The organism is Methyloceanibacter sp. (genome assembly GCF_050999895.1).
Taxonomy (GTDB): Bacteria; Pseudomonadota; Alphaproteobacteria; order Rhizobiales; family Methyloligellaceae; genus Methyloceanibacter.
This window is the reverse complement of record NZ_JBPCOU010000026.1, coordinates 25,294-49,119: the sequence shown is the minus strand read 5'-3', so window position 1 is coordinate 49,119 and position 23,826 is coordinate 25,294. Positions and strand designations below refer to the sequence as shown.

At 63.6% G+C, this 23,826-nt stretch carries 23 protein-coding genes and 1 pseudogene; 18 read left to right on the top strand and 6 right to left on the bottom strand.

Translation table 11 applies throughout. From position 1 onward, the window contains the following. Positions 1 to 46 precede the first annotated feature (46 nt). The 7 genes from miaB (at position 47) to metK (ending at position 7,444) form a co-directional block, all read left to right on the top strand. Complete coding sequence (gene miaB / locus ACR2J1_RS02815; protein WP_434017835.1) at positions 47 to 1,429, top strand: tRNA (N6-isopentenyl adenosine(37)-C2)-methylthiotransferase MiaB; 1,383 nt, start codon at positions 47 to 49, stop codon at positions 1,427 to 1,429. Then, positions 1,426 to 2,487, top strand: a complete 1,062-nt coding sequence (locus tag ACR2J1_RS02810) for a PhoH family protein (protein WP_434017834.1) — start codon at positions 1,426 to 1,428, stop codon at positions 2,485 to 2,487. Before miaB ends, ACR2J1_RS02810 begins: the two co-directional genes overlap by 4 nt. Further along, positions 2,480 to 3,010 (top strand): rRNA maturation RNase YbeY, encoded by a 531-nt coding sequence (gene ybeY / locus ACR2J1_RS02805; protein WP_434017833.1) that lies wholly within the window; start codon positions 2,480 to 2,482, stop codon positions 3,008 to 3,010. The genes ACR2J1_RS02810 and ybeY overlap by 8 nt, the downstream gene beginning before the upstream one ends. Further along, positions 3,007 to 3,972, top strand: a complete 966-nt coding sequence (locus ACR2J1_RS02800; protein ID WP_434017832.1) for a hemolysin family protein — start codon at positions 3,007 to 3,009, stop codon at positions 3,970 to 3,972. The genes ybeY and ACR2J1_RS02800 overlap by 4 nt, the downstream gene beginning before the upstream one ends. Before the next feature lie 34 nt (positions 3,973 to 4,006). Continuing rightward, positions 4,007 to 5,605 (top strand): apolipoprotein N-acyltransferase, encoded by a 1,599-nt coding sequence (gene lnt, locus ACR2J1_RS02795; RefSeq protein WP_434017831.1) that lies wholly within the window; start codon positions 4,007 to 4,009, stop codon positions 5,603 to 5,605. Between the two features lie 139 nt (positions 5,606 to 5,744). Then, on the top strand, positions 5,745 to 6,161 hold the full coding sequence (locus ACR2J1_RS02790) for a helix-turn-helix domain-containing protein (RefSeq protein WP_434017830.1): 417 nt from the start codon (positions 5,745 to 5,747) through the stop codon (positions 6,159 to 6,161). A 107-nt stretch (positions 6,162 to 6,268) separates the two neighbouring features. Then, positions 6,269 to 7,444, top strand: coding sequence for a methionine adenosyltransferase (metK, locus tag ACR2J1_RS02785; protein ID WP_434017829.1), 1,176 nt, complete (start codon positions 6,269 to 6,271; stop codon positions 7,442 to 7,444). Between the two features lie 3 nt (positions 7,445 to 7,447). On the opposite strand, the gene ACR2J1_RS02780 is transcribed toward metK, so the two are convergent. After that, positions 7,448 to 8,221: a sulfite exporter TauE/SafE family protein gene (locus tag ACR2J1_RS02780; RefSeq protein ID WP_434017828.1), complete on the bottom strand. Its 774-nt coding sequence runs from the start codon at positions 8,219 to 8,221 to the stop codon at positions 7,448 to 7,450. Positions 8,222 to 8,583: 362 nt separating this feature from the next. Here ACR2J1_RS02780 and trmB point away from each other — a divergent pair, with 362 nt between their 5' ends. The 10 genes and pseudogenes from trmB to pnp all read left to right on the top strand — a co-directional run bounded on the left by trmB (position 8,584) and on the right by pnp (position 19,538). Further along, entirely contained in the window at positions 8,584 to 9,276 is a 693-nt protein-coding gene (gene trmB, locus ACR2J1_RS02775) for a tRNA (guanosine(46)-N7)-methyltransferase TrmB (protein ID WP_434017827.1), read from the top strand. Between the two features lie 128 nt (positions 9,277 to 9,404). Next, positions 9,405 to 9,821, top strand: a pseudogene (locus ACR2J1_RS02770) (lysozyme inhibitor LprI family protein); the annotation flags it as partial. Positions 9,822 to 9,917: 96 nt separating this feature from the next. Further along, complete coding sequence (gene rimP, locus ACR2J1_RS02765) at positions 9,918 to 10,475, top strand: ribosome maturation factor RimP (protein ID WP_434017826.1); 558 nt, start codon at positions 9,918 to 9,920, stop codon at positions 10,473 to 10,475. Positions 10,476 to 10,536: 61 nt separating this feature from the next. Then, on the top strand, positions 10,537 to 12,201 hold the full coding sequence (gene nusA / locus ACR2J1_RS02760; RefSeq protein ID WP_434017842.1) for a transcription termination factor NusA: 1,665 nt from the start codon (positions 10,537 to 10,539) through the stop codon (positions 12,199 to 12,201). 42 nt (positions 12,202 to 12,243) lie between these two features. Beyond that, positions 12,244 to 12,906 carry an RNA-binding protein gene (locus tag ACR2J1_RS02755; RefSeq protein WP_434017825.1) on the top strand — a complete coding sequence of 221 codons (663 nt, stop codon included), beginning with the start codon at positions 12,244 to 12,246 and terminating at the stop codon, positions 12,904 to 12,906. Further along, a complete protein-coding gene (gene infB, locus ACR2J1_RS02750) occupies positions 12,903 to 15,401 on the top strand; it encodes a translation initiation factor IF-2 (RefSeq protein WP_434017824.1) in 2,499 nt (832 codons plus the stop codon). The genes ACR2J1_RS02755 and infB overlap by 4 nt, the downstream gene beginning before the upstream one ends. A 101-nt stretch (positions 15,402 to 15,502) precedes the next feature. Continuing rightward, entirely contained in the window at positions 15,503 to 15,901 is a 399-nt protein-coding gene (rbfA, locus tag ACR2J1_RS02745; protein ID WP_434017823.1) for a 30S ribosome-binding factor RbfA, read from the top strand. A gap of 12 nt (positions 15,902 to 15,913) precedes the next feature. Then, positions 15,914 to 16,840: a tRNA pseudouridine(55) synthase TruB gene (gene truB / locus ACR2J1_RS02740; RefSeq protein WP_434017822.1), complete on the top strand. Its 927-nt coding sequence runs from the start codon at positions 15,914 to 15,916 to the stop codon at positions 16,838 to 16,840. A 202-nt stretch (positions 16,841 to 17,042) separates the two neighbouring features. Then, complete coding sequence (gene rpsO / locus ACR2J1_RS02735) at positions 17,043 to 17,312, top strand: 30S ribosomal protein S15 (protein WP_434017821.1); 270 nt, start codon at positions 17,043 to 17,045, stop codon at positions 17,310 to 17,312. A gap of 102 nt (positions 17,313 to 17,414) precedes the next feature. Next, positions 17,415 to 19,538, top strand: coding sequence for a polyribonucleotide nucleotidyltransferase (gene pnp, locus ACR2J1_RS02730; protein WP_434017820.1), 2,124 nt, complete (start codon positions 17,415 to 17,417; stop codon positions 19,536 to 19,538). A 27-nt stretch (positions 19,539 to 19,565) separates the two neighbouring features. On the opposite strand, the gene ACR2J1_RS02725 is transcribed toward pnp, so the two are convergent. Genes ACR2J1_RS02725 through fabA form a run of 4 tightly spaced genes read right to left on the bottom strand, consistent with a single transcriptional unit; the run spans position 19,566 to position 22,513 of the window. Further along, positions 19,566 to 19,754, bottom strand: coding sequence for a hypothetical protein (locus ACR2J1_RS02725; RefSeq protein WP_434017819.1), 189 nt, complete (start codon positions 19,752 to 19,754; stop codon positions 19,566 to 19,568). 28 nt (positions 19,755 to 19,782) lie between these two features. Then, positions 19,783 to 20,667 (bottom strand): enoyl-ACP reductase FabI, encoded by an 885-nt coding sequence (fabI, locus tag ACR2J1_RS02720; RefSeq protein ID WP_434017818.1) that lies wholly within the window; start codon positions 20,665 to 20,667, stop codon positions 19,783 to 19,785. A 50-nt stretch (positions 20,668 to 20,717) separates the two neighbouring features. Further along, a complete protein-coding gene (fabB, locus tag ACR2J1_RS02715; protein ID WP_434017817.1) occupies positions 20,718 to 21,932 on the bottom strand; it encodes a beta-ketoacyl-ACP synthase I in 1,215 nt (404 codons plus the stop codon). 50 nt (positions 21,933 to 21,982) lie between these two features. Then, positions 21,983 to 22,513, bottom strand: a complete 531-nt coding sequence (fabA, locus tag ACR2J1_RS02710; RefSeq protein ID WP_434017816.1) for a 3-hydroxyacyl-[acyl-carrier-protein] dehydratase FabA — start codon at positions 22,511 to 22,513, stop codon at positions 21,983 to 21,985. A gap of 211 nt (positions 22,514 to 22,724) precedes the next feature. Between fabA and irrA the strand changes: the two genes are divergently transcribed. After that, positions 22,725 to 23,135: an iron response transcriptional regulator IrrA gene (irrA, locus tag ACR2J1_RS02705; protein ID WP_434017815.1), complete on the top strand. Its 411-nt coding sequence runs from the start codon at positions 22,725 to 22,727 to the stop codon at positions 23,133 to 23,135. A 13-nt stretch (positions 23,136 to 23,148) separates the two neighbouring features. On the opposite strand, the gene ACR2J1_RS02700 is transcribed toward irrA, so the two are convergent. Then, complete coding sequence (locus ACR2J1_RS02700) at positions 23,149 to 23,673, bottom strand: SH3 domain-containing protein (protein ID WP_434017814.1); 525 nt, start codon at positions 23,671 to 23,673, stop codon at positions 23,149 to 23,151. Positions 23,674 to 23,826: the final 153 nt, after the last annotated feature.

The following is a 23,826-nucleotide window of genomic DNA, read 5'->3' as shown; positions in this document are numbered from 1 at the left end:
GCCGAGGCCCTTGACGGGAGCCGGGCGGTGCTCAACAAACCCCTTCATGGCGCACACGCCCAAGACGATGCATATCAAGACGTTCGGCTGCCAAATGAACGTCTACGATTCCGAGCGCATGGCCGAGGCGCTGGGTCCGGCCGGCTATGAGCTGACCTCCGACGCCGCCGACGCCGATCTCGTCATCCTCAATACCTGCCATATTCGCGAGAAAGCGGCGGAGAAGGTCTATTCCGAGCTCGGCCGCGTGCGCCAAAGGAAGGAGCAGCGCCGCGGCGAAGGGCGCGACACGATGGTTGTCGTCGCCGGCTGCGTGGCACAAGCCGAAGGCGCCGAGATCGTCGCGCGCGCCTCCGTGGTCGATGTCGTCGTCGGGCCGCAGAGCTATCATCGTTTGGCCGATCTCGTCGCCGAGGCGGCCCGCACGCGTAAGCCGGTGGTGTCGGCGGATTTCCCCGCCGAAGACAAGTTCGCGCATTTGCCGCAGCGGACACAGAAGCGAGCCCTGCCCTCGGCCTTCGTCACGGTGCAGGAAGGTTGCGACAAGTTCTGCACCTTCTGCGTCGTGCCCTATACGCGCGGCGCCGAGTTCTCGCGGCCGGTCGTCCAGATCGCCGCGGAAGTCGAGCGGCTCGCGGATGCCGGCGTGCGCGAGGTGACTTTGCTCGGGCAGAATGTGAATGCCTATCACGGCGCGGGACCCGACGGCGGGGCTTGGTCGCTGGCGCAGCTGCTGCGCCGTCTCGCCGAAATTTCGTCCATTGCGCGGCTTCGCTACACGACGAGCCATCCGCACGACATGGCTCAAGACCTCATCGGCCTGCACGGCGACGAGCCGAAGCTGATGCCTTATCTGCACCTGCCCTTCCAGTCTGGCTCCGACCGAATACTTTCGGCGATGAACCGCAAGCACACGGCCGACGAATATGAAGCGGTGGTCGCGAAAGTGCGCGCCGCGCGACCGGACATGGCCCTTTCCACCGATATCATCGTGGGCTTTCCGGGCGAGACCGATGACGACTTCGAGGCGACCCTCGCGCTCGTCCGCCGCGTTCGATTTGTGCAGGCCTTCTCCTTCAAATATAGCGCCCGTCCAGGCACCCCTGCGGCGTCGCTGCCCGGTCAAGTGCCGGAGGCGGTGAAGACGGCGCGTCTGCATGAGGTGCAGCGCGTGCTGGACGACGCCAGGCACGACTTCGACCGCGCAACCGTCGGGCGGACATTAAATGTGCTGTTCGAGAGCAAGGGCCGGAAACAAGGTCAGATCGGCGGGCGTTCGCCTTATCTACAGGCTGTTCACGCCGAAGGGCCCGAAGCCCTGATCGGCCAGATCGTGGAGGTTGACATCTTGGCAGCCGGATCGAACAGTCTTAACGGTGTCGTGAAATCGGGATTTGAATGGCGCGAGCCAATTCAGGCGGCCGAGTGACCAGCAAGGCCAGCGAGCGGAAGTCAGCCTTGGCGCGAGGACGTGGCGGAGCGCCAAATCGGCCGGCGGCGGCAGCGACCATCAACGGCGGCGCGGAACCGACGGTCGTGTTTTTCGACGATCCGCGGATCGTGCGCGACCTGCTCGGCGACTACGACGCCAACCTTGCCGTCCTAGAAGACCGGCTCGGCGTGCAGGCGGTCGTCAACGGCAATGCCGTCAGCCTGCGCGGCCCCGAAGATGCCTGCGAAGCGGCAAAGGCCGTGCTTGAGCAACTTTACGCGCGCCTTGCTCAAGGCGAACCCATCGGCATCGGCGAGGTCGTCGGCGCCATCCATCACACCCGCACCTTGGAACCGGGCGAGGACGCGTCCCTCCCCGAAGCGCAGCAGATCCGCACCCGCAAGCGCCTGATTACCGCGCGCACGCCGATGCAGAGCGCCTATCTCACGGCCCTGCAAAAGAACGATCTTGTCTTCGCCACCGGTCCCGCCGGCACGGGCAAGACCTATCTCGCGGTAGCCTTCGCTGCGGCCTGTCTTGAGAGCGGCAGATGCGATCGCCTCATCCTGTCGCGGCCCGCGGTGGAAGCCGGCGAACGGCTCGGCTTTCTGCCGGGCGATATGCGCGAGAAAGTTGATCCCTATCTGCGGCCGCTCTACGATGCCCTTTATGATACGCTCCCGCCGGAACGCGTCGAGCGGGGCCTCGCAACCGACGTCATCGAGATCGCGCCGCTTGCGTTCATGCGCGGCCGCACGCTCGCTCACGCCATCGTCATTCTCGACGAGGCGCAGAACTGCACGCCGGTGCAGCTCAAAATGTTCCTGACGCGGCTCGGGGAGGAGAGCAAAATGATCGTCACCGGCGATCCCACCCAGGTCGATCTTCCGCAAGGAAAGGATTCCGGCTTGGTCGAGGCGATCGATATCTTGAGCGGCATCGATGAAGTCGCGCATATCCCATTCACCCGCCGCGATGTCGTCCGGCGCGAGCTCGTCGGCAAGATCGTCGACGCTTACGAGGCGGTCGAAGGGCGCGACAAGCGTCATGGCTGACTCTGGCCCTAGTCCCAGCGGCGCCCAGCGCCGCGCGCGACTCGACATCGACGTTGTCCGTCACAGCGACGCTTGGGACAATTCAGGCGTGACCGACGCGATGGTGGCTCTAGCCGCAACTACCGCCTTCGATTTTGCACCGGAGCGCAAGAGCGAGCATTACGAAGTTGCGATCTTGCTCGCTGACGATGCGGAAATCCGCACCCTGAACCGCACCTGGCGCGGCAAACATGCGGCCACCAACGTGCTCTCCTTCCCGGCGGACGACAATTTGAGCGAGCCCCGCCCTCTCGGCGACGTCATTCTCGGCTACGAAACGGTGGCGAAAGAGGCCGGCGAGCAGGACATCGCCCTCACCGACCATGTCTGCCACCTGACGATCCATGGCATGCTGCATCTTCTGGGCTTCGACCACGACTCGGACCGCGAGGCCGAGAAAATGGAAGACCTCGAACGGCGGGCCCTCGCCTCGCTCGGAATTGCCGATCCCTATGCGGACAGCGTCGTGGAGGTTTCGCCATGAGCAGCAACGCCCCTGTTCCGGATAACGGCGGCCCGGCCGACTCAGACCGCCGCGTCGAGGAGGAGGCGTCGTGGTTCGAGCGGCTGCTCGCGACCTTCGGGCTCGGCGAAGAGCCCGATCTTCGCGAGCTGATTGAAAAGGCGGTCGCCCGCAGCAAGGAAGACACGCTGACGGCGCAACAGCGCGCGATGCTGTTCAAAATCCTGCGTCTCGGCAAGCTCACCGTCGAAGATGTCATGGTGCCGCGGGCCGACATCATCGCGGTGGAGGAATCGATCCCGGTCGACGATCTGATGCGCGTTTTCCGCCAGGCAGAGCATTCACGCCTGCCCGTCTACCGCGAGACGCTGGATGAGCCGCTCGGGCTCATCCATATCCGCGATCTGATGTCGTGGATCACCACGGAAGCGGAGACGGAGGGCGAAACGGAGCTCGTTCTGGCGAAGGTTGATCTGCGGCGCACGATCGCCGCTATCAAGATCACACGTGAGCTTCTCTTCGTGCCGGCGTCGATGTCGGTCGTCGATCTGCTGCTCAAGATGCAAACCACGCGCATCCACCTCGCGCTCGTGGTCGACGAGTATGGCGGCACCGACGGGCTCGTGACCATCGAGGATCTCATCGAAGAAGTGGTAGGCGAGATCGAGGATGAGCACGACGTGGAGGATGAGCCGCTTATCCGCATCGATCCGCGGCTCGGCACGCTCGCCGACGCGCGCACGCCGATCGAAGAGCTGGAGAGGCATCTCGACCTACAGCTCGTCTCGGCGGAGCAGGAAGAGGACATCGATACGCTGGGCGGACTGGTCTTCTCGATCGCGGGCCGCATCCCGGCACGCGGCGAACTCGTGCGCCACCCGAGCGGCATCGAGTTCGAGGTTCTCGACGCCGATCCGCGCCGCATCAAGAAGCTGCGCATCCACACGAAGAAGAAAGACGCCGCAAAGGCCGAGACTTCGTGAGCGAACCTGGCTCGCCGGTGAGGTGTCGTCAACGATGACGGCGCTGGCGACCCGGTTCGCCGGCTTGAACGGCTGGCGTCGCGCTCTTGTCGCTGTTCTCGCCGGCGCGCTGAGCGTCATCGCCTTCGCGCCGCTCTATATCTGGCCCGTCCTGTTCCTGACCTTCGGCGTCCTCGTGTTCATGCTCGACGGCTGCCATGCGCAATCCACGCTACGCCCGCGGCTGATCTGCGCCGGGCTAACGGGATTCTGGTTCGGCTTCGGTTACTTCCTTGCGGGGCTGTATTGGACCGCCGAGGCATTTCTCGTCGAGCCGCTGCGGCATGCCTGGCTCTTACCGTTTGTCATGACGTTGCTGCCCGGCGGCATGGCGCTATTTTTCGCCGCAGCCGCAGCACTGGCTATGGCAATGTGGGCGCCCGGACCGGGACGCGCTTTCGCGCTCGCCATCGCTCTCGGTCTTGCGGAATTCGCGCGCGGGCACGTGCTGACCGGCCTGCCGTGGAACCTGATCGGCTACGGCGTTCTCGCCACCTTGCCGCTGATGCAGATCGCCTCCTTGTTAGGCGTCTACGCGCTTAGCCTCCTCGCCGTTCTCCTCTTCGCAAGTCCTGCCACCATCCTTGCTCCACCCGGATCGAAGCTCTCGGCACCGAGAAGCGCGGCTGCGCTCGCTTGCGTTCTCATTCTTTTGCTCGGCGCTGGTTTTGTCTGGGGCAAGCAGCGGCTGGCATCTGCGGACCGAACGGGCACCGATGTGCGCTTGCGCGTCGTGCAGGCGAATATCGATCAAGCCGACAAATGGCGTCCTGAAAACAGCGTCGAGATCTTCAACGACTATCTTGCGCTCATGGAGTCTGCGGGGTTGGAGAAGATCGACGTCGTTATTTGGCCGGAGACGGCGGTGCCGTTCCTCCTTGCCGACTCGCCCGACGCGCTCGCTGCGATCGGAAACGCGTTGCCCGAGAAAGCCGCCCTCCTTGTCGGCTCCGCGCGCGTCGTTGACGAACGCAATGCGGAGGGCAGGCTCACCACGAGCCGCATCTATAACAGCGTGCTCGCCATCGATAGCGGCGGCCGCGTGACCGGCGGCTACGACAAAATGCATCTGGTGCCCTTCGGCGAATATCTGCCCTTCCAAGACTTTCTTGAAAGCCTCGGCATCATGCAATTGACCGGCATTCGCGGGGGGTTCAGCGTCGGAACCGGCCCCCGGCGGCTCGAAATTGAGGGGATTCCGGCCTTGAACCCACTTATCTGCTATGAAATTATCTTTCCTGACGCTATAACGCGTTCCGATGCGAGACCCGAATGGCTATTGAACATCACCAACGATGCGTGGTTCGGAACGAGCGCCGGCCCGTATCAGCATTTCCATCAGGCACAGATCCGCGCCGTGGAGCAGGGATTGCCGGTCGTGCGTGCGGCCAATACGGGGATATCGAGTGTGATCGACGCTTACGGCCGCATTCTCGGCGAGGTCGGACTCGGAGAGACTGGCATCTTGGATGCGACTTTACCGCGCGCCTTGAGCGCAACGCTGTTCGCGCGGTTCGAGCGCGGCGTGGAATTATCGGTGCTGGCCCTCGCTTTGCTGGCGTGGTCGGTCTGTCGCGTGCAGCTATTAAGGTGAACGCGGCGCATGAATACGAGTGCGGCGGTGTGTGCGTATTGACGGGAAAATGGCACCACCCTATGACCGCCACTTAACGGGGATTTACCAGTAAAATCAGTTAGGCAAGCGGCTCCCTCCGCGTGCCCTGAAGAGTGAGATGATGGCAGGCAAAAAGCCTAACCCAGTCGATACACATGTAGGAAGTCGAGTGCGCCTTCGGCGAATGCTGCTCGGCATGAGCCAGGAACGTCTCGGCGAAAGCATGGGCCTGACATTTCAGCAGGTGCAGAAATACGAGAAGGGTGTGAACCGGATCGGCGCGAGCCGCCTGCACCAGATCTCGAAGATCCTCGACGTGCCGGTGCAGTTCTTCTTCGAGGAAGCGCCGCAGCTCGACGGCAGCACGCCGTCGGGAATGGCGGAGCCGGAATCGGAAGCCTTCATCCTCGAGTTTCTCAACAGCCGCGAAGGCCTCGAACTCAATCGCGCCTTCGTCAAGATCGGCGACTCCAAGGTGCGCAAAAGCGTGGTGGACCTCGTGCGGGCCCTGAGCGCAGCCCCCAGCAAATCCTAGACAACGAAGCCTGAGGCCTGGCGGGCTTGACCGTTGGGCCAATCGTTTGCGAGAACCGGCCCGAGCCCGAGAATGGGGTCGGTTTTTTGCTTTCAAGGGGGTGCCCTGTGGCGCGCGAAAATCACGTCTTTACCAGCGAGTCCGTGTCGGAAGGTCACCCCGACAAAGTCTGCGACCGCATCTCCGATGCCGTCGTCGACCTGTACCTGTCCGCCGATCCGCTATCGCGGGTCGCCGTGGAGACGCTGGTCACGACAAACCGCATCGTGCTCGCCGGCGAAGTGCGCGGCCCCGATAGCGTCACCCTCGAAAAGATCGAGGAAGCCGCCCGCAACGCGGTGCGCGACATCGGCTATGAACAGAAAGGCTTCCACTGGGGGGACGCCGAGTTCGAATATTACATCCACGAGCAGTCCGCCGACATCGCGCAAGGCGTCGATGCCGACGTGGGCGCGGAAAAGGATGAGGGCGCGGGCGACCAGGGCATCATGTTCGGCTTCGCCTGCCGGGAGACGGAGCCCTTGATGCCGGCGCCGATCTACTACGCGCATCGCATCTTGGAGGAGATGGCCAAGGCGCGAAAGGGCGGCAGCACGCCGGAGCTCGAGCCAGACGCCAAAAGTCAGGTGACCTTGACCTACGAGAATGGAATGCCGGTGCGCGCGGACTCCATCGTCGTCTCCACGCAGCACGGCGAGGATGTCAGCCAGGAGCGCGTGAAAGAGATCGTGCGCGGCTTCATCGACGAGGTGATGCCGCAGGGCTGGGTCAACGGCCACACCAAGCTTTATGTGAATCCCACCGGCCGCTTCGTGATCGGCGGGCCCGATGGCGACACCGGTCTCACCGGACGCAAGATCATCGTGGATACCTATGGCGGGGCCGCGCCACATGGCGGCGGCGCCTTTTCCGGCAAGGACCCGACCAAGGTCGACCGCTCCGCGGCTTACGCCGCGCGCTACCTCGCCAAGAATGTCGTGGCCGCCGGGCTTGCCGACAAATGCACGCTGCAAGTCGCCTATGCGATCGGGGTATCGCAGCCGCTGTCGCTTTACGTCGACCTGCACGGCACCGGCACTGTCGGCGAGGAGACCCTGGAGCAGGCTCTCCGGCGCGTGATGGATCTCAGCCCTCGTGGGATCCGCGAGCATCTGGGCCTGAATCGCCCGATCTACGAGCGTACCGCGGCCTACGGGCATTTCGGACGCCAGCCCGACAATGACGGCGGCTTCTCCTGGGAGCGCCTCGACTTGGTCGAGCCCATTCGCAGCGAGCTGAGCTAAACGTCATCCGACCAACCTGATCAACTGGTAGGCGACGAGGACGAGCACCAGAACGCCGACGGCGATGCCGAGAGTGCGCGGAGAAATCCGTTTCACCGCGTAGCCGGCAAACGGCGCGGCGCACACGCCGCCGACAATCAAACCCGCAACAGCCGCTGCATTTTGCGTGAGGTCGCCGGCGTCTTCCCAATGGCCCGTCGCGAGCGCAATGATGAACATGGCCGAGATCGAGGCCGTCACCAGGAACTCCGCCGTGTTGACTGTGCCGATGACGTAACGCGGCTGGCCGCCTGCTCCCACGAGTGTAGTGCTCACGACAGGGCCCCAACCGCCGCCCCCGACCGCATCGACGAAGCCCCCGACGAGGCCAAGCGGCGCGGCGCCTTGCGTGAGATTCTGCCAAGGTGCGATCGCCTTCACCGTGCGCCAGATAATGACCGTGCCCATCACAGCCATGTAGGCGACGATGTAGGGCTTGATCTGGTCGCCATCGACGGAGGTGAGGACGAAGGCCCCAATCGCGCCGCCCACCACTCCGGCGGGTGCCAGCCTCCAGAAGAGCCTTTTGTCGACATTGCGGTGCCAGAGGTGGGACGCGGCGGATGCCAACGTCGTGAAAAGCTCGGCGACGTGGACGCTAGCCGATGCGTTCGCCGGCGCAACACCGAGCGTCAGAAGCACCGTCGTCGAAATAACGCCATACGCCATGCCCAAGGCGCCATCGACAAGCTGAGCCAAGAATCCGACTGCAACGAAAATCAGAAAATCGACCGTCATCGCCGCGCGCCCCTTACCTTGCGGGCCATCGTCATTCATAAACGCTGGCTGAGATGGAGATGGTGACTGCTAGGAATGGAGGAATGGAGTGCCCGCAGAACCTCATGAGGATGCTAAACTCTATGAGGATCGGTCGCGCGAGGCGAGACACGCCGGTTCTAAACTATGTTCGCCCGTTGAAAACGCCTGCTCCGATTCCAAGGTAGCTCGGTTGTGAACTGCTCCTCGTCACCGCTGCGTTCTTACGGGCGGCGCAGGGCCCAACCGCTCAGCGACCGCAAGACGCGGCTCATGGGCGAGCTGTTTCCGCGGCTGCGCGTGGATCTCGGCGAGCCTTACGGCCGCAAACGAAATTCCTAGCAATGGCGGAAAGCCTGGAGCAGAGGGCCCTCAGAAGCTACGGACGGCGCAAGGCCAAGCCTCTGGGCGAGCGCAAGACGCGGCTCATGGATCAGCTCCTGCCCCGCTTGAGGCTGGATCTTGCGCAAGCCCCACCTCGTGTCTCTGAGCTCTTTCCTCAGACGGTGAGAGAGATTTGGCTCGAGATCGGCTTCGGCTCCGGCGAGCATCTCCTGTGGCAGGCGGAGCACCATAGCGACATTGGCTTCATCGGCTGCGAGCCCTTCATCAACGGCATGGCGAGCCTGCTCGGCGCCGTCGAAGATCGTGGAATCACCAATATACGCGTGCATGACGGCGATGCGCGGGACGCGCTGGCGTGGCTCCCCGAGGCGTCCATTGGGCGCATCTTCATTCTGTTTCCCGATCCATGGCCGAAGCTGCGCCACAGGAAGCGGAGACTTGTCTCGCCGGAAACAGTCCCGGCTCTCGCACGCGTGTTGAAGCAAGGCGGCGACATTCGCTTTGCCAGCGACGTCGGCGACTACGCGGCGCAGGCCCTTCTCGCGTTCCAGGCAGGGGGACAGTTTGACTGGCTGGCCGAGCGCGCCGGCGACTGGCGGATGCGCCCGCAAGATTGGCCGGAGACGCGCTATGAGCGTAAGGCCGTGAGCGACGGGCGCCGCTCAGCCTATCTTCGCTTTCGCCGGCGATGAGCCCGAGGACAGTGAGAGGAGAGCTAATATGCGCACATACCTGCTAGCCGCGGTTGGCCTGTTGATGATCGCGCCGGCCCGCGCCGAAACCGACATCGCCGCCACCTGACACGGAGTGCGAGGCGAGCACCAAGTCCAATCCCGAGTTCAAGGCGTGCCTCGCCCGCGCGGCGGACAAGGCGGATGCAGCCCTCAACATTGCCTACCAGAGATTGCAGGACGCCATCGGCGCCACGGCCAAAGAGGCCGAGCAGAAGCCCGCTCTCCAGCTTTCCGCTCTCAAGGATGCGCAGAAAGACTGGATCACCTATCGCGATACTAACTGTACGTGCGAGGACGAGCTCGCTTTTGGCGTACGGCGATGGGCGGCGTCTATTCGGGCTGCGTCTGCGCGCTCAGTTATAAACGGATCAACGACTTTCAGCGCATCCGCAGCCACGTGCTCTTTATCGACTAAGGAGGCGTCGGCGTGGTTTCGTCGCTCGAACCCCTTGAGCGGCCTTGAAACCTTGAGAAAATACCGTATATTAGCGCCGAACTCATGATTGGGAATTTGATCAGGGGTGGGCCTCGGCCCGCTCCTTTTTGTTAGGCTCCGCGCCTGGCGCGGTGCCGACGCTGGAGCATGGTTCAAGAGGCGAATGACTGGTCCTTCCGCCGACGCCGACCGCCGCTTTATCCACGAGACCGGGCCCGCCCGCGTGATCGCCGATCTCGCCGAGCCTGTGCTAGAAGAACTCGGGTTCCGTTTGGTGCGGGTCAAGGTTTCACCGCGCGATGGCGGCACCGTGCAAATCATGGCCGAGCGCGCCGGTGGGCCGATGAATATCGACGACTGCGCCTTAATTAGCCAGAGATTGTCGCCTGTGCTCGATGCCTACGACCCCATGCCGGGACAGTACCGGCTGGAGGTCTCATCCCCCGGGATCGACCGTCCGCTCGTGCGCCCGAGCGACTTCGAGTTTTTTGCCGGGCACGAGGCGAAGGTCGAGCTGAAAGAGCTCGTCGACGGCAGAAAGCGCTTTAAGGGTGTCATCGAAGGCGTGGAGGATGGCGAGGTGCGATTGAAGATGGAGCTCAAAGGCGAGGCCGAGCCCGTGGTGGTCGGCTTCCCCTTTGCGCTCATCGACGACGCAAAGCTTGTGATCGACACAGGCACTCTTTTCACCGAGCCCGCTGACAAGAAGCAGGCGCATTGAGGGATCTCGCGGCGGGACCGGATTGGACCCGCGCGTTGGTAAGGATCGGAGGACGATGGCAATGGCTCAGGCAGGCGTAAGCGCCAACAGGCTGGAGCTTCTGCAGATTGCGGATGCAGTCGCGCGCGAGAAGTCGATCGACCGTCAGGTCGTGATCGCGGCGATGGAGGACGCCATCCAGAAGGCGGCGAAGTCCCGCTACGGCAGCGAGAACGAGATCAGGGCCGAGGTCGATCCAAAGACCGGCGAAGTCCGGCTCGCCCGGCTGCTGGAAGTGGCGGAAGACGTCACCAACGAGGCGACGCAGGTCCCGCTCGCCGAGGCACGGCGCCGCAATCCTGACGCGCAGGTCGGCGACTTCCTCGCTGAGCCTTTGCCGCCGCTCGATTTCGGCCGTGTCGCCGCGCAGAACGCCAAGCAGGTCATCGTGCAGAAGGTGCGCGAGGCGGAGCGCGAGCGCCAATATGACGAGTACAAAGACCGTGTCGGCGAGATCGTGAACGGCATCGTCAAGCGCGTCGAATATGGCAACGTCATTGTGGATCTCGGCCGGGCCGAGGCCATCGTGCGCCGCGACGAGACGCTGCCACGCGAAAATTTCCGCTATGGCGACCGTATCCGCGCCTATGTCTACGACGTGCGCCGCGAGCAGCGCGGTCCGCAGATTTTCCTGTCGCGCACGCATCCTGAATTCATGGCGAAGCTGTTCGCCCAGGAAGTGCCCGAAGTCTATGAGGGCATCGTCACCATCAAGTCAGTGGCGCGCGATCCCGGCAGCCGCGCTAAGATCGCGGTGATTTCGCGCGATGCCTCGATCGATCCCGTCGGCGCCTGCGTCGGCATGCGTGGCAGCCGCGTGCAGGCGGTGGTGAACGAGCTTCAGGGCGAAAAGATCGACATCATCCAGTGGTCGCCGGATGCGGCAACCTTCATCGTCAATGGTCTCGCGCCGGCCGAAGTGGTCAAGGTGGTGCTCGACGAAGATGCCGAGCGCATCGAGGTCGTGGTGCCGGATAGCCAGCTTTCGCTGGCGATCGGGCGAAAGGGCCAGAATGTTCGCCTCGCGTCGCAGCTTACGGGCTGGGACATCGACATCATGACCGAGGCGAGCGAGTCCGAGCGCCGCCAGGCGGAATTCGCCGAGCGCTCTGCCATGTTCATGGAAGCGCTCGACGTTGACGAGGTCATCGCCCAGCTGCTTGCATCGGAAGGCTTCAGCTCCATCGAGGAAGTCGCCTTTGTCGAGCCGTCGGAGATTTCCTCCATCGAGGGCTTCGACGAGACCACGGCCGACGAGATTCAAACCCGCGCGCGGGAGCATCTGGACCGCGTGGAGGCTGAATTCGACTCCAAGCGCAAAGCGCTCGGCGTCGCCGATGATCTTTCGGAAGTGCCGGGTCTCAATACGGCGATGCTGGTGGCTCTCGGCGAGAACAACATCAAGACCGTCGAGGACCTCGCCGATTGCGCGACCGACGATCTCGCCGGTTGGAGCGAGCGCAAAGACAAGGAAACCATCCGCCACGACGGCATTCTCGACGGCTTCAGCATCACGCGGCCGCAGGTCGAGGAGCTGATCCTGGCGGCCCGTGTCAAGGCGGGCTGGATCACCGAAGCCGACCTCAGGCCGAAGCCTGAAGACGGCGAAGAGGGCGAGGCCGAAGAGGGCCAGTCCGATACCGACGAACTCGCTGAGGCTGAGCCTCAAGCGGGCGGCGCGGCGTGATGAGAGCGATAGGGAGATTTGCCTTTGCGGCAGGACGGTGCGATGCATCAGGACGAAGCGGCGTGCGCGGAGCCCGAGGAATCGGGTCCTGTCCGCCGCTGCGCGCTGACGCGTGAGCGACGCCCCAAAGAGGAGCTTCTCCGCTTCGTCCTCGGTCCGGACGGGGAGATCGTTCCGGACCTGAAGGAGCGCCTGCCCGGCCGGGGCGTCTGGTTGACGGCGGCCCGAGACTGTGTGGCCGACGCCGCAAAGCGCAACGTTTTCGCCCGCGCCCTCAAGGCGCAGGTTGCGGTCCCCAAGGACCTTGCCGACCGGGTTGACCGGCTTCTCGCCGATGCCGCGCTCGGCGCGCTCGGGCTGGCCAATAAGGCCGGCGGCATTGTTTTCGGGAATGGCAAGGTCGAAGACGCCCTCGCCCGAGGCCGGGTGATCCGGCTGGTTCACGCCCAGGAAGCCGCGGAAGACGGCTGCCGCAAGCTTGACGCGAAGTTCGGTGCACGAAGCGTAAACAAGGCCGTTCCGCCCATCCGCACCTTCGGCACCGAGGAATTGAGTTTGGCATCGGGGCGGACAAATGTGATACATGCAGCGCTGATCCAGGACGGAGCTGCAGAGAAGTTCGTCGAGGCGGCAAAACGTGTAGAGCGCTACCGGGACGGCAGCGCAGCATTTGCCAAAATGGATCGAGATACGGAACCGGAATGAGCGAGACTAACGAAACTGAAGGCAAGACCGCGCGCGGTTCGCGCAAGATGACGCTCGGTGTGCGCCGGACGGTTGAGTCCGGCCATGTGCGCCAGAGCTTCAGCCATGGCCGCAGCAAATCGGTTCTCGTCGAGAAGAAGAAGCGCCGGGTCCTCGGTGGAGCCGAGCAGCCGGCCGAAGAGACGAAGCCGAAGGTTGCGGAAAAGGCAGCCGCCGCGGCCGCGCCCGCTGCACCGCAAAGAACCCAACGCGAGGAGGCGCCGCGCCGGTCCGGTGTCGTGCTGCGCCCGCTTTCCGAAGAAGAGAAGGATGCTCGCAGCAAGGCGCTGGTCGGCGCGCGCGAGCGCGAGGCCGAGGAGCGCGAGCGGGCGAAATACGAGGCCGAGCGCGGGCCGACGCCGGATGAGCTTGCAGCCAGGGCTCGCGAGGAAATCGAAGCGCTCGAGCGTCAAGAGGCGGAGCGCCTGGAGGCGGAGGTCAAAGCAAAGCCGAAGGTCGAAGAGGTCGTTCGCAAGCCTCTCGTCAAGGAGGAGGCCGACGAGGCTCCCCGCACCCAGGATGCGCGTCACAAGAAGAGCTCGCCGCCGCTGCGGCGTGGCGAGGAGCGCCGCGTTCGTGGTCGCCTGACGATCACCAATGCCCTCGACGAGGAGCAGCGCCAGCGGAGCCTGGCTTCGCTGAAGCGCCACCGCGAGCGGCAGAAAAAGCAGACCATGGGCCCGCAGGCCCAGCAGAAAATCCAGCGCGAAGTCGTCATCCCTGAAATCATCACCATTCAGGAACTGGCGAACCGTATGGCCGCGCGCGCCGTCGATGTCATCAAGTTCCTGATGAAAGACGGCGCCATGCACAAGATCACCGATGTGATCGACTCAGATACGGCGCAGCTTGTCGCCGAGGATTTCGGGCACACCGTGCGCCGCGTCTCGGAGGCCGACGTCGAAGAAGGCTTCATCGGCGCCGAGGACGAGGCCGAGGACCTGGAGCCGCGCGCACCGATCGTGACCATCATGGGCCATGTCGACCACGGCAAGACCTCCCTGCTCGACGCCATTCGCACCACCAACGTCGTCAGCCAGGAGGCGGGCGGCATCACCCAGCATATCGGTGCGTATCAGGTGAAAACGCCCAAGGGCGATCGCATCACGTTCATCGACACGCCGGGCCATGAGGCGTTCACCGCCATGCGCGCCCGCGGCGCCAAGGTCACGGACATCGTGGTCCTCGTCGTTGCGGCGGATGACGGAGTGAAGCCGCAGACGGTCGAGGCCATCAATCACGCCAAGGCCGCCGGTGTTCCGATCATCGTCGCGATCAACAAGATCGACAAGCAAGGCGCCGATCCGAAGCGCGTGCGTACCGAGCTCCTGAGCGACGAGATCGTCGTCGAGAGCCTCGGCGGCGATACGCTCGAGGTCGAGGTGTCGGCGCTGAAAAAGACCGGTTTGGACAAGCTGCTCGAAGCGATCATGCTGCAAGCCGAAGTGCTCGAACTCAATGCCAACCCGCAGCGTCCGGCCGAAGGCGTCATCGTCGAGGCGAAGTTGGAGCGCGGCAGAGGCCCGGTCGGAACAGCGCTGATGCAGCGCGGCACGCTGCATCTCGGCGACATCATCGTCGCGGGTTCGGCCTGGGGCCGTGTCCGCGCGCTGATCAACGATGTCGGCGAGCAGGTGAAGGAAGCCGGCCCCTCGATTCCGGTCGAGGTGCTCGGCTTCGATAACGCGCCTGAGGCGGGTGACCAGTTTGCCGTCGTCGAGAACGAGGCCCGCGCCCGCGAAATCACGGATTACCGCATGCGCGAGCGGCGCAGGCGCGTGGCCGTGGCCGGCGCGCGCGGCTCGCTCGAGCAGATGATGAGCCAGATCAAAGAGGCCTGGATCAAGGAATTCCCGCTTGTCATCAAAGGCGACGTGCAAGGCTCGGTCGAAGCCATCATCGCGACGTTGGGCAAGCTCGGCACCGACGAGGTCAGGGCCAGGGTCCTGCACGCCGGCGTCGGTGGCATCACCGAATCCGATGTTTCTCTCGCGGGAACGTCGGGGGCGGTCTTGCTCGCGTTCAACGTGCGGCCCAATGCGCAAGCGCGCGACGCCGCCGAACGGCTCGGCGTCGAGATCCGCCAATACGCCATCATCTACGATCTCGTCGACGATATAAAGCAGGCCATGTCCGGCCTGCTCGCGCCGACGGTGCGCGAGACCTTCCTCGGGAATGCGGAAATTCTGGAGGTGTTCAACATCTCCAAGGTCGGCAAGGTCGCCGGCTGCCGCGTGACGGAAGGCAAGGTCGAGCGCGGCGCCAATGTCCGCCTCATCCGCGACAACATCGTCATCCACGAGGGCAAGCTCTCGACGCTCAAGCGCTTCAAGGACGAAGTGCGCGAGGTGACAGCCGGCCAGGAGTGCGGCATGGCCTTCGAGGGCTACCAGGACATGCGTGCCGGCGACGTGATCGAGTGCTTCGAGGTCGAGCACGTTCAGCGGGCCCTGTAAGGTTCGCTCGTTAACCGCGCTTGCCGGAGGCCTTCGGACCCGGGCGATGAGCTATCACGACCCCCGCACCGACGGCCTGGCCAACTCAATGAACCGAGCCCATGGGTGATCGAGCGAAGCGAGCCGCGAAGGGACCGTCGCAACGCCAGCTGAAGGTGGGCGAACTCATTCGCCACGCCATCACGGAGATCTTCGCCCGCGGCGATCTGCACGACGACGTGCTGGCGCGCCACTCCCTCACCGTGCCCGAGGTGCGCATGACACCCGATCTCAAGCTCGCAACGGTGTTCGTGCTACCGCTCGGCGGCGAAGGTGCGGAGGACGTGGTGGCGCAACTCGAGAAGCACAAACGGTTCCTGCGCGGCGCGCTCGCCCGGCGCATCAATCTGAAATTCATGCCGGAAGTTCGATTTAAGATCGACACCTCGTTCGAGGTCTCGCGGCGCATCGACGAGCTGCTCGCCTCCCCAACTGTCGCGCGCGACCTCGACGACGAATAGAGGCGAGAATTCATGGCGCGGCAGCGCAAAGGTCTCGCAATCGACGCCTGGCTCGTGTTCGACAAGCCGCAAGGCATGACCTCCACGCAAGCCGTCAGCCGGGTCAAGCGGCTGTTCCAGGCGAACAAGGCAGGTCACGCCGGGACGCTCGATCCGCTCGCGACCGGCGTTCTGCCCATCGCGCTCGGCGAGGCGACGAAGACCGTCGCCTTCGTCATGGACGGCCGCAAGGAATATCGCTTCACCGTCCGGTTCGGCGCGGAGACCGATACCGACGACGCCGACGGCAAGATCGTCGCGACGAGCGACCGGCGCCCGTCGCGCGCCGAGATCGACGCCGCCCTTCCCCAATTCGTCGGGGACATCCTGCAAGTCCCTCCGCGCTACTCGGCGCTAAAGGTCGATGGCGCCCGCGCCTACGACCTCGCCAGGGACGACGAGGCGTTCGAGCTTGCCGCGAGGCCGGTTCAAATCGGCCGGCTCGAACTCGTCGATTGGGCGGAGGACGATCACTGCGTGATCGAGGCCGAGTGCGGCAAGGGCACCTATGTGCGGTCCGTGGCGCGGGACCTCGGACGTTTGCTTGGCTGTCTCGGTCACGTTGCGACATTGCGGCGCACGCGCGTCGGCATCTTCAGCGAGGACGAGGCCATCCCCCTGTCGCGGCTTGAGGCACTCGGCGCGGGGGCCGAGGGTCATGCCGCTTTGCTCGGAGTCCTCAAGCCGGTCGAGACCGCGCTTGGCGATCTCCCCGAATTGAGCCTGAGCGGGCCCGATGCCGCCAGGCTGAAAATGGGCCAGGCGGTGCTGTTGCGGGGACGCGACGCGCCGATCATGGCCGGTGCCGCCTACGCCACCTCGCGCGGCAAGCTCGTGGCGATCGGGGATGTCGCGCAAGGGGAATTGCGGCCGCGGCGGATCTTCAATCTCGCAGGATGACGGCCGAACCGCCGGGCAATCCGTTCGGCCATTAAGCAAGACCGCCCCTTAAAAAGCACAAATATTACTGGCCTCGGGCTGAATTACCCCTATATTCCGCGCTTGCGCTAGGGCTCCTCAATGTGTCCCGCGCCGAGCCAGACCGTGCTGGACGACATCCCGGCCCGGCCAATCTTAAACCCCAAATAGCAAGGATAATCCGATGTCGATCAGCGCTGAGCGCAAGCAAGAACTCATCAAGGAATACGAGACGACGTCCGGCGATACCGGTTCGCCCGAGGTGCAGGTCGCCATCCTGACCGAACGCATCAGCAATCTCACCGAACACTTCAAGACGCACGCCAAAGACAATCATTCCCGCCGGGGGCTGCTTAAAATGGTCAGCCAACGGCGTCGGCTCCTCGACTACGTCAAGTCCTGCGACCAAGACCGCTATCTGAAGTTGATCAACCGGCTCGGTATCCGCCGGTGACAGCCAACTCCAAGATGCGTCTTGCACTGACTGGACGAGCGGGCCTTTCCGCCGCGGCCCTAAAACGCGGCCGCATTCCTCCCCACAAATTGGGACACCAACATGTTCAATAAACATTCCGTAGAGATCGAGTGGGCAGGGCGGCCGCTCAAATTTGAGACCGGTCGCGTCGCCCGCCAGGCCGACGGCTCGGTTCTCGTGCAATATGGCGAGACTGCCGTTCTCGCGACCGCCACCGCCGCGAAGGAGCCGAAGCCCGGCCTCGACTTCTTCCCGCTGACGGTAAACTACCAGGAGAAGACCTTCGCCGCCGGCAAGATCCCAGGCGGCTTTTTCAAGCGCGAGGGACGCCCGGCCGAGAAGGAGACGCTCACCTCCCGTCTCATCGACCGGCCGATCCGTCCGCTCTTCGCCAAGGGCTTCAAGAACGAGACGCAAGTAATCGCGACGGTCCTCTCCCATGACATGGAGAACGACCCGGACGTCGTAGCGATGATCGCAGCGTCCGCGGCGCTTACAATCTCCGGCATCCCCTTCCTAGGACCGATTGCCGCCGCCCGCGTCGGATATATCGGCGGAAACTACGTGCTGAACCCGACGCTGGACGAGATGGGTGAAAGCCAGCTCGACCTCATCGTGGCGGGCACCACCGAAGCCGTGCTGATGGTGGAATCCGAAGCCAAGGAACTCGCCGAGGACGTGATGCTCGGCGCCGTGATGTTCGGGCAGCAGCACTTCCAGCCTGTCATCGACGCCATCATCAAGCTCGCCGAGCGCGCCGCCAAGGATCCTTGGGATGTGAAACTCGAGGAAGCGATCGACGAGCTTGGCTCGCGCGTGCGCTCCGAAGCGGAAGGGGGCTTGCGCGACGCCTACATGATCGCCGCCAAGCAAGACCGCCGCGACGCTGTCGCCGCTGTCAAGAACCATATCAAGCTCGCGCTCGTCCCCGAGGACGATGACGGCCAGGTCGCTGCGAAGGTCTCGAGCGCATTCAAGGCCGCGGAGAAGGACATCGTCCGGAGCAACATTCTCAAGACGCATAAGCGCATCGACGGCCGCGACCTCAGCACGGTGCGGCAGATCGAGTGCGAGGTCGGCATCCTGCCGCGCACCCATGGCAGCGCTCTCTTCACCAGGGGCGAGACCCAGGCTCTCGTGGTGACCACGCTAGGCACCGGCGAAGACGAGCAATATGTCGATGCGCTCGAGGGCACCTATAAAGAGACCTTCATGCTGCATTACAATTTCCCGCCTTTCTCGGTCGGTGAAGTTGGGCGCATCGGCTCACCCGGGCGCCGCGAGATCGGACACGGCAAGCTTGCTTGGCGGGCGATCCATCCGGTGCTCCCGGAACGTGAGGCGTTCCCCTACACGGTCCGCGTGGTTTCCGAAATCACCGAGTCCAATGGCTCTTCATCAATGGCCACGGTCTGCGGCTCGTCGCTCGCCATGATGGATGCGGGCATTCCACTGAAACGTCCCGTTGCCGGTATTGCCATGGGCCTCATCAAGGACGGCGACGATTTCGCCGTGCTCTCCGATATTCTCGGGGACGAGGACCATCTCGGCGACATGGACTTCAAGGTGGCCGGAACATCGGAAGGCGTCACATCGCTGCAGATGGACATCAAGATCACCGGCATCACCGAACAGATCATGAAGGTCGCGCTCGACCAGGCGCGTGACGGCCGCATTCATATCCTTTCGGAGATGAACAAGGCGCTAAACACCGCCCGGCCGGAGCTCGGCGAGTATGCACCGCGCATCGAGACGATTCAGATTCCGGTCGATAAGATCCGGGAAGTGATCGGCTCAGGCGGTTCGGTCATCCGCGAGATCGTTGCGGAGTCGGGCGCCAAAATCGACATCTCCGACGACGGCACGGTCAAGATCGCCTCCGCGAACGCCGAGTCGATCCGCGCCGCGATCACCCGCATCAAGAGCATCACGTCCGAGCCCGAGGTCGGCGAGATCTATCAAGGTAAGGTCGTCAAGGTGATGGAGTTCGGTGCCTTCGTGAACTTCTTCGGCCCCAAGGACGGTCTGGTGCATATCTCACAGCTTGGCGAGGGGCGGCCCAAGGCCGTCACCGACGTCGTCAAGGAAGGCGATATGGTCTGGGTGAAGCTGCTCGGCTTCGACGAGCGCGGCAAGGTCCGGCTGTCCATGAAAGTCGTCGACCAGGCGACGGGCAAGGAGCTGGAGCGGGCCGAAGCAAGCTAGAGGCGGCAAGCACGTTTGCACTCTCGCTCAGCTATTCTTCACGCATTTCGTACCGATCACGACATACTCGGTATTTTGCTTCTGCCACTTCTCCGCGTTCTCGTGCGATTTGGTGATGCAGAGCGTCACGTCTTCCGCCGTGATATCGAGAAGCGGAATTTCCTTGCACTCGTTCTGGACCGCCACAAGGCACGCAATGATTACGAGATGGGCCATTGCCCGTCCTTTCTGTTAGATTCTCAAGCTATTGAGCCGCCTCGCGGGGCGGCTTCTCCGCCGCGATCTCCGGGTCCTTGTCGATCTGCTCCATGGCCTTCAAGGCCGGAAGAGCCGGCATCGAGATCGTGCTGTAACCGCAATCCACGAAATGCACCTCTCCCGTCACGGCGCCGGACAGATCTGAGAGAAGATAGAGCGCGGCGCCGCCGACCTCGTCGAGATTGGGCGAGCGCCGCATCGGCGCGTGCTGTTGCTGGAAGTGAAACAGGGTACGGGCATCCGAAATGCCCGCGCCGGCGAGGGTCCGCATCGGTCCCGCCGAAAGCGCGTTGACGCGGATGCCCCTTGGCCCGAAATCGGAAGCAAGATAGCGCACGCTCGCCTCCAGCGCCGCCTTCGCCACGCCCATGACATTGTAGCAGGGGACGACGCGGTTCGAGCCGCCATAGGTCAGAGTGAGGAGCGAGCCGCCATTTGGCATCAAGTCCGTGGCAAGCTTGCAGATCTCCGTGAAGGAGAAGCAGGAGATCACCATGGTGTGCTTGAAATTTTCGCGCGAGGTGTCGCAATAGCGGCCGCGCAGCTCGTTGCGGTCGGAGAAGGCGAGCGCGTGCACGACGAAATCCAGCGAGCCCCATTTCTTGCGGATCACGTTGAACACGTTCTCGACGCTGGCGAGATCCTCGACATCGGCTTCCTCTATGATCTCGGCGCCGATGGACTGGGCGAGAGGGAGGGCACGGCGTCCGAAGGCTCCGGCCTGGTAGCTGAAGGCAAGCTCGGCGCCCTGCCCGTGCAGAACGCGGGCGATGCCCCAGGCAATGGAGCGATCGTTGGCGACGCCCATCACCAAGCCTCGTTTGCCCGCCATCAGGGGCCCGGGTTCAGCGATATCTTTTGTTGTTGCCATGGTGGTTACTCTGGTTAAGGGCCGCTCGCTCGGGCTTCGTCCCTGGAGGCTCAGCCGTCGAAGCGACGGAATACAAGTGTGGCGTTGGTGCCGCCGAAACCGAAACTGTTCGACATCACGCAGTTAATGTCGACGTTGTCCTGACGCTGACGCACGATCGGCATATCGGCGACAACCGGATCGAGCGTCTCGATATTCGCAGACTCGCAGATGAAGCCGTTATTCATCATCAGGAGTGAATAGATGGCCTCGTGCACGCCGGCGGCGCCCAGCGAATGTCCGGTCAGCGACTTCGTCGCGCTGATGGGGGGCGCGTCGGACCCGAACACCTCGCGGATCGCTTCGATCTCGCGGAGATCGCCGATCGGCGTGGAGGTGGCGTGCGGATTGATATAGTCGATGCCGTCGACATTCTGCATGGCCATGCGCATGCAGCGCACCGCACCCTCGCCCGAGGGCTGCACCATGTCGAAGCCGTCGGAGGTGGCGCCGTAGCCGACAAGCTCGCCATAGATACGGGCGCCGCGGGCCTTGGCATGCTCAAGCTCCTCGAGCACAACGACACCCGCGCCACCGGCAATGACGAAACCGTCGCGATTGACGTCGTAGGCGCGGCTCGCCACTTGCGGCCGGTCGTTGAAATCCGAGGACAGGGCATTCATGGCGTCGAACAGCACCGACAGGGTCCAGTCCAGCTCCTCGCCGCCGCCGGCGAAGACCATGTCCTGCTTGCCCCATTGAATGAGCTCGGCGCCGTTGCCGATGCAATGCGCCGAGGTGGAGCATGCGGACGAGATGGAATAGCTCACGCCTTTGATGTGGTAGGGCGTCGCGAGCGTCGCGGAATTGGTCGAGCACATCGCCTTCGGCACTTCGAAGGGCGAGACTTTCCTCGGACCCTTCTCGCGCGCGGTATCGGCGGATTGCACGATGGCGCGGGTCGACGGTCCGCCGGAACCCATGATAATGCCGGTCTTCTCGTTGGAGACCTCGGAGTCTTCCAGGCCTGAATCGCGAATCGCCTGTTCCATGGCGATGTAGTTCCAGGCCGCGCCGGCGCCCATGAAACGTCGGATCTTGCGGTCGATCATGCTTTCCCAGTCGATCTTGGGCGCGCCATGCACTTGGCAGCGAAAGCCCATCTCGGCATAGGTCTCGGCCGTCACAATGCCGGACTTGGCCTCGCGCAAGGAGGCAAGCACCTCCTGGGCGCTATTGCCGATGGGGGACACAATGCCCATGCCGGTCACGACCACGCGTCTCATAAGGTCAACGTCCTTGAGGTAAGGCGCTAAGGGCGCGCTCCGCTTTCGGTTCAGGCAACGGCGGGTGCCGGTGCGTCCGCCTGGAACAGGCCGACCCTCAAATCCTTCGCCGTGTAGATGGTCTCACCATCCGCTTTCAGCCAACCGTCGCCGGTGCCGAGGGTGAACTTCCGGCGCACGACCCGCTTGAGATCGACGATGTATTCGAGCTTGCGCATGGTCGGCAAGACCATGCCGGAAAACTTGACCTCACCCACGCTCAGCGCCCTCCCCTTGCCGGGTGCGCCAAGCCAGCCAAGAAAGAAGCCGAGCAGTTGCCAAAGGGCGTCGAGGCCGAGGCAGCCCGGCATCACGGGATCGCCCTTGAAGTGGCAAGGGAAGAACCAGAGGTCCGGCTTCAGGTCGAGTTCGGCCACGATCCGGCCCTGGCCGTGCTCGCCGCCCTCCTCGATCACTTCCGAGATACGGTCGAACATCAGCATCGGCGGCAGGGGCAACTGCGCGTTGCCGGGCCCAAACAGCTCACCGCGCGCGCATGCAAGCAGGTCTTCAAACGCAAACTGGCTCTGCCGGCCTGTCATGGATACTCCACTTTCCGCCCAAACCGTCGTTAAGGGGGGTTTCCTAACACAGTCGGCGCGCCACCAAAAGCCCACCCCCGGCGAGGCCGGACCCATCGACGCTGCTCCTTTTACATCTGCAGCATGACATTGCGGGTTCCACTGCTTCCGCCTATATTTCGCTTCAAGCCCGGCCCCAATGGTCACCCGCATGCATAAGATGCTGACAGACATGACAGAGAACGACGTGGCGAGGATTCTTCGCGGCGCGGGGCTACGGCCCACCCGGCAGCGCGTGGCGCTTGCGCAGCTGCTATTCGCTCCCGGCGACCGCCACGTGACGGCCGAGGTGCTGCACGAGGAAGCTCAGGCCAAGCGGGTGCCGGTGTCGCTGGCGACCGTCTACAACACCTTGCATCAGCTGACCGAAGTCGGGCTTCTGCGAGAGGTCGCGGTGGAAGGCGCCAAGACCTATTTCGACACCAATACCTGCAACCACTATCATTTCTTCTGCGAGCATTCGGGCCGCCTCATGGACATCCCGACCGCAGACATCCGTATCGAGGGCTTGCCCGAAGCGCCGGAAGGAAAGACGATCGCCCGCGTCGACGTGCTGGTGCGCCTCGTGGACAAGAGCAGCTAAGCGGCGATCGTCGCTACTTGATCGTCTCGCCGCGATAGACGCCCCAAAGCCTGCCCTGCTCGACATACCCGGAATAGTCCCCGACCGAGAGCTTGCACCACTCTCCATCGCATTCGAGCACATTGCCGAGCACGCCGGGCTCAAGCTCCGCAAGCACGCGCGAGCCCGAGGAATTTCTCGCATAAAGAGGCGTTCCCGTTTTTTCTTTCTCCCACGGTGCGATCAGGGCAGTCCGCCGCGCGCTGAGCATGCCGTGAAATACCCAGCCGTCGGCGCCCTCGCTATCGCGCACCCGTCGCCAATTCTCCGATTCGGCGATGATCTCGACAGGAAGGCCGGCGCGGGAGAACACCCAGACGATGGCCTGCTCGGTGCTCGGCCCTTTGCGCACATTGACCTTATTGGATTTCAGGCTGACGAAGCGCGGCAGTCGCAGCGCCTGTTTGCCGGCCTGCGGCGGCGCGTCATTCGCGCTTTGCGCGGCTGCACTAAGATCGAGGCACGCGACGAAAACGAGCGCCAGGACCCCAACCCCCACCCCTAATCGATGCCGCACCGCCCAACCCCCATTGGCCCTCAAGGGCGATGCCCTCCTTTCGGAAAGCCAGCCTTCTCGAATCCCTGATCCTTGCATGGCGTAGAAAAGTGAACGGATCGTGGCTTTGAGCAATATGACGCTTTATCTCGCAAA